This is a genomic window from Pseudomonas sp. Pseusp97, from assembly GCF_047304025.1.
GTDB lineage: Bacteria > Pseudomonadota > Gammaproteobacteria > Pseudomonadales > Pseudomonadaceae > Pseudomonas.
Window position 1 is genome coordinate 1 of sequence record NZ_JBGLYK010000015.1, and the last position, 12722, is coordinate 12722.

Annotated in this window: 12 protein-coding genes; 7 read left to right on the forward strand and 5 right to left on the reverse strand. The window is 67.0% G+C overall.

Going from position 1 to position 12722, the window contains the following annotated elements; genetic code table 11:
* The 5 genes from ACCC94_RS05100 to ACCC94_RS05120 form a co-directional block, all read left to right on the forward strand.
* The coding region (locus ACCC94_RS05100; protein WP_413348307.1) for a FecR domain-containing protein at window positions 1–665 on the forward strand (665 nt) is incomplete at its 5' end.
* 125 nt (window positions 666–790) lie between these two features.
* Window positions 791–3424 carry a TonB-dependent receptor domain-containing protein gene (locus ACCC94_RS05105; protein ID WP_413348308.1) on the forward strand — a complete coding sequence of 878 codons (2634 nt, stop codon included), beginning with the start codon at window positions 791–793 and terminating at the stop codon, window positions 3422–3424.
* A 55-nt stretch (window positions 3425–3479) separates the two neighbouring features.
* A complete protein-coding gene (locus tag ACCC94_RS05110) occupies window positions 3480–4493 on the forward strand; it encodes an ABC transporter substrate-binding protein (protein ID WP_413348309.1) in 1014 nt (337 codons plus the stop codon).
* Window positions 4490–5338 carry an ABC transporter permease gene (locus tag ACCC94_RS05115; RefSeq protein WP_413348310.1) on the forward strand — a complete coding sequence of 283 codons (849 nt, stop codon included), beginning with the start codon at window positions 4490–4492 and terminating at the stop codon, window positions 5336–5338. The genes ACCC94_RS05110 and ACCC94_RS05115 overlap by 4 nt, the downstream gene beginning before the upstream one ends.
* Window positions 5339–5511: 173 nt before the next feature.
* On the forward strand, window positions 5512–6420 hold the full coding sequence (locus ACCC94_RS05120) for a LysR family transcriptional regulator (RefSeq protein WP_413348311.1): 909 nt from the start codon (window positions 5512–5514) through the stop codon (window positions 6418–6420).
* Here the strand turns inward: ACCC94_RS05120 and ACCC94_RS05125 are convergent.
* From ACCC94_RS05125 to ACCC94_RS05135, 3 genes are read right to left on the reverse strand one after another with little or no spacing between them, the layout of a single operon-like run.
* A complete protein-coding gene (locus ACCC94_RS05125) occupies window positions 6406–7182 on the reverse strand; it encodes a substrate-binding domain-containing protein (RefSeq protein WP_413348312.1) in 777 nt (258 codons plus the stop codon). The two genes, ACCC94_RS05120 and ACCC94_RS05125, sit on opposite strands and share 15 nt — an antisense overlap.
* Window positions 7183–7197: 15 nt before the next feature.
* Entirely contained in the window at window positions 7198–8499 is a 1302-nt protein-coding gene (locus tag ACCC94_RS05130; protein ID WP_413348313.1) for an MFS transporter, read from the reverse strand.
* Between the two features lie 20 nt (window positions 8500–8519).
* Window positions 8520–9035, reverse strand: coding sequence for a hypothetical protein (locus tag ACCC94_RS05135; RefSeq protein WP_413348314.1), 516 nt, complete (start codon window positions 9033–9035; stop codon window positions 8520–8522).
* Here ACCC94_RS05135 and ACCC94_RS05140 point away from each other — a divergent pair.
* Window positions 8992–10491, forward strand: a complete 1500-nt coding sequence (locus ACCC94_RS05140; RefSeq protein WP_413348315.1) for a diguanylate cyclase — start codon at window positions 8992–8994, stop codon at window positions 10489–10491. The genes ACCC94_RS05135 and ACCC94_RS05140 overlap by 44 nt on opposite strands.
* 193 nt (window positions 10492–10684) lie before the next feature.
* Window positions 10685–10900, forward strand: a complete 216-nt coding sequence (locus ACCC94_RS05145; RefSeq protein ID WP_413348316.1) for a hypothetical protein — start codon at window positions 10685–10687, stop codon at window positions 10898–10900.
* A gap of 14 nt (window positions 10901–10914) precedes the next feature.
* Here the strand turns inward: ACCC94_RS05145 and ACCC94_RS05150 are convergent, their stop codons facing one another.
* Window positions 10915–11481: a cytochrome b gene (locus ACCC94_RS05150; RefSeq protein WP_413348317.1), complete on the reverse strand. Its 567-nt coding sequence runs from the start codon at window positions 11479–11481 to the stop codon at window positions 10915–10917.
* Window positions 11478–12542, reverse strand: coding sequence for a catalase family peroxidase (locus tag ACCC94_RS05155; protein WP_413348318.1), 1065 nt, complete (start codon window positions 12540–12542; stop codon window positions 11478–11480). The genes ACCC94_RS05150 and ACCC94_RS05155 overlap by 4 nt, the downstream gene beginning before the upstream one ends.
* Window positions 12543–12722: the final 180 nt, after the last annotated feature.

The following is a 12722-nucleotide window of genomic DNA, read 5'->3' on the forward strand; positions in this document are numbered from 1 at the left end:
GTGCCGGGCTGCTCGCGGACCGCCAGCTGCCCCTGGAAGAACTGACTGCGGACCTGCACACCGCCACCGGCAGGCGCCAGCGCGTCACCCTCGACGACGGCAGCGAACTGGTCCTGAACGCGCGCAGCGCCGTGGACATCGACTTCACCCCGCAACGCCGCCTGCTGCGTCTGCGCCGCGGTGAAATCCAGCTGCGCGTGGCAGGCGATGCGCGCCCGCTGCTGATCGCCAGCCCCTTCGGCCAGGTGCTCAGCCAGGGTGGCCGGCTACAAATGCGCCTGGGCGAGGAACGCTGCGCGGCCATCGCACTGGAAGGCTCGCTGGAACTGGCCACCCTGGCCGGCGAGCGCCTGCAGCTGCCGCGCCGCCAACAGGTGAGCTTCGACCGCTACGCCTTCTCCCCGCCGGCGCCCCTGCTGGGCGGGGAAGGCGCCTGGGTGGACGGCCTGCTGGAAGTACGCAACCAGCGCCTCGCGGAAGTACTCGACGCCCTGCGTCCTTACCGCAGCGGCGTGCTGCGCGTCGATCCGGCCGTGGCCGGGCTGCGTGTCAGCGGGCTGTTCCGCCTGGACGACAGCGACCAGGCCCTGGACACCCTCGCCCGCACCCTGCCGATCCGCATCGCGCGGCGCACCGACCTGTGGGTGAGCGTGGGGCCGGCGTGAGAATTCACACCGCCCGGCCAGGGCGGTTCTAAGGACATAACCAATCGATCTGCAAGGTTCCCGCGGGCCGTTGCACACAGATGACGTAAGCGCCGCCCTTTTGCGGCGCATCCTCTGGGGGAGTCATGCCGCGTCATTCCGTTTTCAACCGCAAGGCCGGGGCTTTCGTCCTGGGTTCGCTCGCCGCCCTGTTCCTCGGCTCGGCGCTGGCCGCCGGGCCGTCGCAGGCCTACCACATCGCCTCGGGTCCGCTGGACGAAGTGCTGCTGTCGATCAGCCGACAGAGCGGCCAGGTGATTTCCTTCACGCCCGAAGTGGGGCGCTATTCCTCGTCGGCCGTCGACGGCACTTACTCCGCGCAACAGGCGGTGGACGCCGCGCTGCGCGGCACCGGCCTGCAACTGCAGGTCAGCGAGGACGGCGCCATCGTCGTCCGCAAGGCCGGCAATGGCGCGCAACGGGCCAGCGGAGCGGCGGCGGATTCCGCCGTGCCGACGCTGGACCGCGTCGTCGCCATCGGCACCCGGCGCCAGGACGCCACCGCGCTGACCAGCAGCGCGCCGGTGGACGTGATCGATGCCAGCGAGCTGGTGCAGACCGGCGCCACCAGCCTGAACCAGGCGCTGTTCCAGTTGCTGCCGTCGTTCAACTTCCCGCAGAACCAGAGCGCCACCCGTGGCCAGGACCCCAAGGGCGCGTCGCTGCGCGGGCTGTCGCCGGACCAGACCCTGGTGCTGGTCAACGGCAAGCGCCGACACGCCTCGGCAGTAGTGAACATCTCCGGCGGCGTGCCCTTCATCGGCGCGCAGTCGGTGGACCTGGACATGATCCCGATCAGCGCCATCGACCACGTCGAGGTGCTGCGCGACGGTGCGTCGGCCCAGTACGGCTCCGACGCCATCGCCGGGGTGATCAACATCGTCCTCAAGGAACGCGACAGCGGCGGCCAGGCCAGCGCGCAGCTGGGCAAGTACAGCCAGGGTGACGGCTTCGGCAAGTCCGCCGATGGCTGGTACGGCCTGGCACTGCCCGGCGACGGCTTCCTCACCCTGAGTTTCAACGGGCTGAACAACAAGCCCGACGACATCGGCGAGAAATACTACGCCGACGGCGAACTGCAGGACCCGCGCTGGGGCGGCGCGAGCCGGGAGAAGTTCAACCTCGCGGCCAACGGCGAGATCGGCCTGAGCGATGCCTGGCGCCTCTACAGCTTCGGCACCTTCGGCCGCGACACCTCGTACAACAACACCCCGCCGCTGCTCGCCAGCAGCCCCAACAACGTGCCGGAAATCTATCCCAACGGCACTATCCCGCAGTACCGCTACCACTACGAGGACGCCTCGCTGACATTGGGCTCGCGCTACGAGGACGAATCCCTCGGGCGCTTCGACCTGTCCGCCACCTATGGCCGCGACAAGCACACCGAGCGCGCCTCGGACACCGTCAACCCGAGCTACGGCGTGGCCAGCCCGACCAGCTTCGACGTCGCCACCCTGACCAACGAGCAGACCAACCTCAACTTCGACTACAGCCGCGACGTCCCCGTGGACTGGGCGTTCAAGCCGCTGACGCTGTCCGCTGGCCTGGCGTGGCGCGACGAGCGCTATCGCCTGGAAGACGGCGACTTCGCCTCCTACTCCTTTGGTGGCATCGACGGCGTGCAGGTCGGCGCGGTACAGGCCTCGGGGCTGACCCCGGACGACGCCGCTACCTATACCCGGCAGGTCCGCGGCCTCTACCTGGGCCTGGAGAACCAGCTGACCGAGCGCTTCCAGTTCGGCCTTGCCGCCCGTACCGAGCACTACTCGGACTTCGGCGACACCACCACCGGCAAGCTCTCCGCGCGCTATGAGCTGACCCCGCAACTGGGCCTGCGCGCGACCATCAACAACGCCTACCGCGCACCGACCCTCGGGCAGATCGGCACCTCCTGGACCACCACCACCAACGTCGGCGCCGACGGCAACCCGGTGCTGACCCGCATGCTGCCGGTGGACAACCCGGCGGCGCGCGCCCTGGGCGCACAGCCACTCAAGCCGGAGAAATCCGACAACTACTCCCTGGGCGTGGTATGGCGGCCCAGCGAGCAGGCGTCGCTGACCGTGGACGCCTACCAGATCGATATCCGCGACCGCATCCTCTACAGCGGCGGCATCTTCGGCCCCGAGGCCGAGCGCATCCTCACCGAGGCCGGCTACGGCCAGTACAGCTGGGCGCAGTTCATGACCAACGCCGCCGACACCCGCACCCGCGGCGTCGACGTGGTGGGCAAGTACAACCTGGAGCTGGGCGCCTACGGCAACCTGGCGCTCTCCGCCGGCTACACCAAGACCCGCACGCGGGTGCAGAAGATCCACGAGAACCCCAACGGCTTCGTCACCGTCACCCGCGAATCCGAGGGCTACCTGGAACATGGCTACCCGGAGGACAAGCTGGTGCTCGGCGCCGTGCACAGCTTCGGCCCCTGGACCTTCAGCCTCTACGAGACCCGTTTCGGCCGCTACCGCAAGTACGCCGCCGACGCGAGCGCCTCGCAGTACGACCAGACCTTCTCCGCGCAGTGGGTCACCGACCTCGACCTGAATTACGCGTTCAACCGCAGCCTGAAGGTCTCGGTGGGCGCCAACAACCTCTTCGACAGCCGCCCGGACAAGTACAACGACCAGCTGCGCCAGACCCAGGCACAGCAATACAGCTACCTCTCGCCGGCCGCGCCGGAGGGGACCTTCTACTACACCAAGCTCACCTACGACTTCTGACCGGAGCGGGCGTGCCGTGGCACGCCCGCCTTCACCTGCAACGAGGAAACCTTGCATGCAATCGTTCAAACGCTGGTTCGGCAGCGCGGCACTCGCCCTCGGCCTGCTGGCCTCCGGTGCCCAGGCAGCCGACGAAAAGGCCCCGATTCATTTCGGCGAACTCACCTGGGAAAGCGGCAGCCTGATCACCGAAGTGCTGCGCCTGCTGGTGGAACAGGGCTACGGCTACGCCACCGATACCCTGCCCGGCAGCACCGTCAGCCTGGAAGCGGCACTGGCACGCAACGACGTACAGGTCATAGGCGAGGAATGGGCTGGGCGCAGCCCCGCCTGGGTCAAGGCACAGGCTGAGGGCAAGGTGTTCGGCCTGGGCGACACGGTGAAGCATGCCGACGAAGGCTGGTGGGTGCCCGAATACGTGATCAAGGGCGACGCGTCGCGCGGCATCGCGCCGCTGGCGCCGGACCTGCGCTCGGTGGCCGACCTGCCGCGCTACCGCGAGGTGTTCCGCGATCCCGAATCACCCGATAAGGGCCGCTTCCTCAACAGCCCCACCGGCTGGACCTCGGAGATCGTCAACTCGCAGAAGCTCAAGGCCTATGGCCTGACGGACAGCTTCACGAACTTCCGCACCGGCTCCGGCGCGGCGCTGGACGCCGAGATCGCCTCGTCGATCCGCCGCGGCAAGCCGGTGCTGTTCTACTACTGGTCGCCCACCCCGTTGATGGGCCGCTACAAGCTGGTGCGCCTGGAAGAGCCGGCGTTCGACGCCGAGGCCTGGAAGACCCTGAGCGACGCGAAGAATCCCAATCCGCGCGGCACCCGTTCGATGCCGGCGCGGCTATCGGTGGGCGTCTCGGCCGCCTTCCACCGGGACTACCCGGAGCTGGTGTCGGTGTTCGAGAAAGTCGACTTCCCCATCGGCCTGCTCAACGCGTCCCTGGCGAAAATGAGCGAGACGCGCCAGCCGCCGCGAGAAGCTGCCCGTGAGTTCCTCAGGGCCAACCCGCAGGTCTGGCACCCCTGGGTCAGCGACGACGTGCGCAGCAAGGTCGAGGCCGCGCTGTGAGTTCGAGCTTCCCGCAGGGCCTGCACCATTCAATCGCCGCGCCGGTGAACCAACTGGTGGACAGCCTGGTGCTGAACTACGGCGACCAGTTGCGGCGGCTGTCCGACAGCCTGCTGCAGCTGGTCACTCTGCTGGAGAACCTGCTGCGCCTGCCGCCCTGGTGGTTGCTGCTGATGCTGGTGGGGCTGCTCGCCTGGCACGCGGGACGCAGCTGGAAGCGTGCGTTGCTGCTGACGGCCCTGATGTTCCTGATCGGCGTGGTCGGCCTGTGGGACAAGCTGCTGCAGACCTGCGCCCTGGTGCTGGTCGCCACTGGTCTCTGCGTGCTGATCGGCGTGCCGCTGGGCGTGCTGCTGGCGTACCGTCCACTGGCCCGCCGCATGCTGATGCCGTTACTGGACGTCATGCAGACGCTGCCCAGCTTCGTCTACCTTATCCCGGTGCTCATGCTCTTCGGTCTGGGCAAGGTACCGGCGATCTTCGCCACGCTGATCTACGCGCTGCCGCCGCTGGTTCGCCTGACCGACCTGGGCCTGCGCCAGGTCGACCCATCGGTGCGCGAAGCCGCGCGCTGCCTGGGCGCCAACCGCTGGCAGCGGCTGCGCCACGTCGAGCTGCCGCTGGCGCTGCCGAGCCTCATGGCCGGGCTGAACCAGACGGTGATGATGGCGCTGTCCATGGTGGTGGTCGCCTCCATGATCGGCGCACGCGGCCTGGGTGAAGACGTGCTGGTCGGCATCCAGACCCTCGATGTCGGACGCGGTGTCGAAGCAGGGCTGGCAATCGTGGCACTGGCGGTGGTGATAGACCGGGTCACGCAGGGGTATGGGCGGCCGGCTCGCTGAGGAGCATGCACCGGCTGACCATCGAAAGGGCAGCCGATTGCGTTTCACCCTTGGCAGCCGGCATCCGTCGCCAACGCCGCGGACGTGGAGCCTGGCACGCACGATGGTTGGCTTTTCCGCCCCCGGCCGACATGGTATTGATGCCCGTCACTTATCAATAGCGCGGCATCCCGATGAGCATCAACTTCGACCTGGACGACCTTCAAGCCTTCCGTGCCGTCGTCGAGAAAGGCAGCTTTCGCAAGGCCGCCGAGGCCGTGAAGATCACCCAGCCGGCGCTCAGCCGGCGCATCGAAAAGCTCGAATCGGCGTTGAACGTGAGGCTGTTCGAGCGCACGACCCGCAAGGTGAGCCTCACTCCGGTCGGACGGGCCTTCCTGCCGGAGGTCGAGCGGGTGCTCGATCATCTGGACACTGCCCTGATGAACATCGCCGAGGTCGCCTCCAGCAGGACGGAGCGCGTCACCATCGCCTGCGTGCCCTCGGCGGCCTATTACTTCATGCCGCAGGTGGTGAGCGAATTCCATCGCCTCTACCCGCGGATCAAGATCATGCTGGTGGACTCCAGCGCCAATGACGTCAACGCGGCGGTAGCGAGCGGGGAAGCCGACTTCGGCGTCAGTTTCAGCGCGCACCTGGACCCGGGGCTGACCTTCGAGCTGTTGCTCGAGGAGCGCTATGTGATGGCCTGCCGGCGCGATCACCCGCTGGCCGGCCTGCCCTCGGTGACCTGGAGCCAGATGTATGAGCACGACTATATCTCGCTGGACAAGACCTCGGGCAATCGCCTGATCCTGAGCCAGGCCCTGAAACGCCTGCACCCTCCCCGCCAGAGCATCTGCGAAACGCGGCACGTGACCACGGCCATCGGCCTGGTGGAAGCGGGGCTGGGCGTTGCCGCGGTGCCCTCCATCGCCATGCCGCGGACCCGTCATCCGCTGCTCACCGCCGTGCCGCTGGAAGAGCCGCAGGTGGTGCGCAACGTCGGCTTGGTCAAGTGCCGCGGACGCGCCCTGACACCCGCTGCGCTCGAACTGGAGCGGCTGGTCAGGGACATGCCGGTGCAGTCAGCGGGGGATTGAATCCAGCCCGGTCGACTGGATGACCGGCTGCGCAGCCGGCGAGGACAGGTAGGCCAGCAATGCCCTGGCCTTCTCCGGATGCCTGGCGTTGCGCGGGATGCCGGCGGAATAACGCGTGATGGATTGCAGGCTTTCCGGAATCCGGCCAACGAAGGTCACCCCCGGCACCGGCAGCAACTCGGCCACCTGCTGGAAGCCGACCTCGTACTGGCCCGAGGCGACGACCGAAGCCACCGGTATCCGCTCGATCATCCTGGCCTTGGAGGCCACCGATGGCTCCACGCCCAGCTTGCGGAACAGTTCCTTCTGGATGTACATGCCGCTGGCGCTGTCGGAATAGGCGATGGACCCGGCATCGAGCAGCGTCTTCCTGAGCGCGCCCTCGGTACCGATGTCCGGCCTGGCAGCTCCCTGCTTCACCACCATGCCGATCCGCGAGTCGGCCAGTTCGACCCTGGAGGCCGGGTCGACCTTGCCCTGGCGGATCAGCTCATCCAGCGCATACCCGACCATGATCACCAGATCCGCGTTCTCCCCCCGCTCGAGCCGATTGGGGATGGCTTCGCGGGCCTGGCCCATGGAAGGCCCCAGCACGGTCTGGATCGTATCGCCGCTACGCTCGGCGAAAGTCGGGCTCAATCGTTTGAAAGCGGCGGTGAAGCCACCGGAGGTCATCACATCCAGCTCTTCGGCCGACGCCACGCTGTTCAGCGCGCAGAAGCCGATCGCCAGGGCGGCCAGGTGTTTCGTCAAACTCTTCATCAGAAAGTCTCTCAGTCAGGCTGGCTGCGCCACGCGCGCGGAACTGTCGCGGTACAACAGCAGGGTCGAGCAAAGCGCACAAAGCGCGGCGAAGGTCATCCAGTACCCCGGTGCGCCCTTGTCGCCGCTCAGGTGGATGAGCCAGGTGCAGATGGCCGGCGTGAAGCCGCCGAACACCGCTGTCGCCAGGCTGTAGGCCAGCGAGAAACCCGCGACCCGCACCTCCACCGGCATGATTTCGGTGAGGGCCGGGATCATCGCTCCGTTGTAGAGGCCGTAGAGGAAGGACAGCCAGAGCAGAACCTGCAGCATGTGTCCGAAACTGGGCGAAGCCGCCAGGAAGGACAACGCGGGATAGGCCGTGAACACGGCCAGGAGGGTCATGGCGACGAGCATGGGCTTGCGCCCGAAGCGATCGCTGAGATGTCCGCCGATGGGCAGCCAGACGAAGTTCGAGACGCCGACGAGCAAGGTCACGAGCAGGGCATCGGTGGCGCTCAGGTTGAGGACCGTCTTGCCGAAGGTCGGCGCGTACACGGTGATCAGGTAGAACGCGGTGGTGGTCATGGCCACCATCAGCATGCCCGCCATGACCACGCTCCAGTTCCGTCCCAGGGTGGCGAACACCTGCTTCATCGTCGGACGCTCGGCGCGTCGGGCGAATTCCTCGGTTTCCTCGAGGCTACGGCGAAGCACGAAGATGAAGGGAACGATCACGCAACCCACCGCAAAGGGAATCCGCCACCCCCAGTCGGCCACCGCGGCCGGCGCCATGAACTGGTTCAGCGCATACCCCAATGCCGCGGCCACCACGATTGCCGCCTGCTGGCTCGCCGATTGCCAACTGGTGTAGAAGCCCTTGCGCCCGGGAGTCGCCATCTCCGCCAGGTAGACGGAAACGCCGCCCAGTTCGGCACCGGCGGAAAAGCCCTGGAGCAGTCGCCCGACCAGCACCAGCAACGGCGCCCAGAGGCCGATGCTGGCGTAGCCGGGCACCAGGACGATCAGCAGGGTGCCGCTGGCCATGATCGAAAGCGTGACGATCAGGCCTTTCTTGCGGCCCACGTCGTCGATGTACGCGCCCAGGATCACCGCCCCGAGCGGGCGCATGAGGAAACCTGCGCCGAACACCGCGAAGGTCATCATGAGGGAGGCGAATTCACTGGAGGACGGGAAGAAAACGGCCGCTATCTGGGTGGCGTAGAAGCCGAAGAGGAAGAAATCGAACTGTTCGAGGAAGTTGCCCGAGGTCACTCGAAACACTGCGCCCGCCTTTGAGCGTGCGGAGGGCGAACCCGATTGGGGGAAGGCATGCATAGGTCTTTTCTCCAGCGATCTTATTTGGGCTTGTTGACGCTTGCGACGGCCGGATTCTGCTGGACACACTTTGAAACGATAAGTGCTATGTTTGCATGCATTGATGCAGGTTTTTTATCAATACCCATCGGGTCGCCCTGCCGGACCTTTAGACGCCGCGCCGGCGAGCGGCGCCGGGCGCACGGCAGGTCACCATCGCCCCCAGCGCCGGCGCTACGTGAAAAACCCTGACCGCACGCGATGCTCCGGTGTCTTTTGCGGGATAATTGCCGCTCCGCTCGCCCCTCGATCGACAGGCTCGAGGCATTCGCTTGATGGCGCACAAGGCCGAAACGCTGCTTGAATGACATCAAGGGCACGGCTCGTTGCAGACAGCCCGGCGCCACCTCCAGAGCATTGCCCGAGACAGCCACCTCACCGGACCGCTGCTGATAAGGAAATATCTTGCCACTGCCTTCCCTATGGAAAAGCGGGACCTCCCGGGTCTCTGCCGTGAAGCGCGACATCCACCTTGTCTTTCTGTTGCTGTTGATCATCGGCTGTTCGTTGGCATCGTTGACCTTCTGGAAGGTGATGGCCTCGCGGCAGGAGGCGCTCGATGACATCAACGTCCACAGCCTCAACCTGACCCAGGCGCTCTCGACCTACTCCGAAGGCATAGTCCGGCAGAGTTCGCTGCTCCTGCTCGGCCTGGTCGAGCGCCTGGAAACCGAAGGCAGCGGGCCGGCGCAGATCGAAAGGCTGCGACAACTGGTCAGCCGCCAGCAGTCGCTGATGCCGCAGATGAGCGGCGTGACGGTCTACGACCGCGACGGCCGCTGGCTGATGTCGTCGAACCGCCCCATACCCGCCGGCGCCAACAGCAGTGACCGGGCCTATTTCATTCACCACCGCGACGACCCATCCCGCGAGCCGTTCATCGGCCTGCCGATTCGCAGCCGCTCGACCCAGGAATGGGTGATCACCATCAGCCGCCGTTTCGATGGCCCCGGCGGCGAGTTCGCCGGCGTCGTCGCCGTGACCCTGGGCATCGAGAACTTCCTGCGCCTCTTCGGCCAGCTCGACATCGGCCGGGACGGCGCCATCGGCCTGTCCTACACCGACGGTTCGCTGCTGGTGCGCTACCCCTTCCGCGAGCAGGACATGGGGCGCAACTTCTCGAAGTCGCCGATCTACGCCCAGTACCTGGTGGATCGCTCGGTCGGGACTGCCTCGTTCACCTCCAGCCTGGACGGCGTGGAGCGTCTCTATGCGTTCCGCAAGAGCGACAAGCTGCCGCTGGTGACGACGGTCGCGCTGGGCAGGAACGAAGCGTTGGCCGCCTGGCGTTTCGAGGCGCTGCTGTCGCTGCTGGTGGTATCCGGCCTGCTGATGCTCACCGGCTTCGTCGGCTGGATGCTGATCCGCGACATCCGTCGCCGCGTCGCCGTGGAAAGCGAGTTGCGCGTTGCCCAGCAGCAGTTGCTCGACAGCAACCAGAAGCTCGCGCACCTGGCGTTGAACGACCCGCTGACGGGGCTGGCCAACCGCCGCTGCTTCAACGAGACGCTGGATGTAGAGGTGCGCAGGGCGCAACGGGAAAAAACCTCGCTCGCGCTGCTGATGGTCGATATCGACCACTTCAAGCTGTTCAACGACACCTATGGCCACCCTGCCGGTGACGCCTGCCTGCAGGAGGTCGGCAAGCTTCTCGCGGCCTGTGTGCGCCGCCCCACCGACCTGGTAGCGCGCTATGGCGGCGAGGAGATGGCCGTGGTGCTTCCCCTCACCGACCGGGCAGGAGCGACAGTGGTCGCGCAGATGATGCTCGATCGACTGGAGGAGAAAGCCATTCCCCACCGCTCCAGCCCGTTCGGGCGGGTGACCCTGAGCATCGGCATCGCCTGTGCGTCGGGAGCAGAGCTGGACGGTTGGCAGGCCTTGCTCGACAGCGCCGATGCCGCGCTTTATTCCGCCAAGCGGCTGGGGCGCAACCGGCTCCAGGAGGGCTGAAGCCCGGCGCGACCCCGGACGTCACGCACGCTGCGCGCAAGCGCCAGGCAGGGCTTGAATCTGGAACCGTTTTTGGTAAATTTTTCCTGCCGTGTGGCTTGGAGAGCAGCAGCCGCACGGCCCGAGGCCGTGTCGATCGATACGGCCTTTCTTGCTTTTGAGTGCTCTGACGTCTCTGTTGCCGGAGGTCATCATGAACACCCATCCCCTCCCCTCGCTGGTCTGCCGCATCAACCAGAACATCAACGCCACCAACGCCGCCATCCGCGAGCTCGCCGCCTGGGCGGAGGCAAGCGGCTCGCCGGAGACCGCGCAATCCGTCCGCCGCCACCTGACGGTGCTGGAGGCGAACGCCCAGCCGATCAGCGAAGCACTGGCAGAGTGGATTGCGCGGCAAGCGGGAAGCTGAGCCCGCGCCGCCCTTCAGCGCCTCGTATTTCCCGGCCGTTTTCCGCCCTGGCGCAGCCGCCACATGCTCGTCCAGACGCCATCGCGACGGAGCAGCCCATGGACCAGCGCCGCGGCGGCATGGACGAGAATCAGCGCGAAAAGCCCATAGGCAATCCAGCCGTGAGCGCAGCGCAAGATGCCGTACAGGTCAGGATCGGCGCCGACCAGCGCCGGGATGCGCCAGAGCGCGAAGCGCAGCGGATAGTCCGCCGCGCCCTGCATGGCCCAGCCCACCAGTATCTGCCCCAGCAGCAGGCCATACAGCGCGAGATGCACTGCCCCCGCCGCGCGCCGTTGCCAGGGCGTTACCGAGGCCGGCAACGCAGGGCGCGCGGTGAAAGCGCGGACGAGCAGGCGGGCCGACAGAAGAACCAGCAGCGCCAACCCCAGCTGCTTGTGCCAGCCCACCAGTTGCGGCTGGCTGCCGTCGACGCTGGCGACCATGGTGACGCCGAGGAACAGCATGGCGATCACCAGCACGGCCATCAGGCCGTGCAGCAGGCGGAGCAACGGATGGAAGGAATCGACAGGCGCGTTCACGGTTGTGCTCCCGGCTGCTGGCCGGACGGCTGCCCTTCGAAGGTGCGCCGACGGTAGGACTGCGCATAGGCCGATGAGCGGGCGCGCAGGATGGCATCGCCGCTGGGCTCGACGCCGGCAGGCAGGATCAGCGGGTCGAAGTTGAAGCCGTAGCAGTCCCCGTCCAGCTGCGCGCGCGCCTGTTCCAGCACCAGGGTGCCGGCCTCCACCTGCCGGCGCTCGGCAGGCCAGGCGTGGGTCGGGTCATCCACCGCATCGCTGGCCCCCGCCAGCACGAAGCGCCATGTCCAGCGCAGCGGCGCCGATTGCAGGCGCTGCAGGAGGCCCTGCTGCAGCGCGTCGTCGGCCACTCCCGCAGCGGCCAGGGGCGTGGCGGCCAGTTGCGGCACCATCGACCAGCGAACCGCCTGGCGCTGGCCCCTGCCGTCGACCAGGACAAAGGCATTGATGCTGTTGTAAGCCGTACTGGCGAAACTGTCGCTCGGCCGGTAGGACGCCGCCCAGGCGCGAAACTCGGCGCTTTCCGGATGCGCGTCGAAGAATGCCTTGACCCGTGCGGGGTCGCTCTTGCCGGTCGCCGGGTCCGGCCGCATCGCCCCCAGTTGCTCGTAGAAATCCTCCGGCGTGCGCACCGCGAGCACCGGCGGGTTGTTCATCGCCATGCGCCACTGCTGCCCGTCGGGCTGGCGCAGCAGCAGCGCCATGCTGCGCACCGGCACGCTGGTATCGCCGGCATGGGGATTACCCGCGCCCACCGACAAGCGCCCCAGCACCGGCACCCGGCCGGCTCCCAGCAGTGCCGCGCGGGAAAGCGGCGCCAGGGCGCCGTTCACCTCCAGGTAGCCGCTGAAGCAGATGCCCCGTGGATGGGCGCGGCGATACCCCGGATGAACACCGGCGTTGGCTTCCATCCGCTCGATCAGCTGGGCGCTGGTGAGCGAACGAGCGCCCAGCCAGCCGGCGCTCCAGGCGAACAGGCCGGCGGCAGCGCAGAGGGCACCGGCAATCGCAGCACTGCGCAGCAGGCGTTGGTTTCGAGTCAGGCAAGGGTCGTTCGGCATGATCTCGTTATCGGCAGGCTGAGGGGATCACTTCCGTCTTCGGTGGAGTGTTCGGTCACGCCATTATCTATACAAATATAAGTTCGTGCACACAATTTAGCGGCGCGACTGTATGCATCTGCCGACTCCGGCTCGGCGCAGGCCCATCGGATCAGGCCATTTCCCGGTCACCAACCCCTG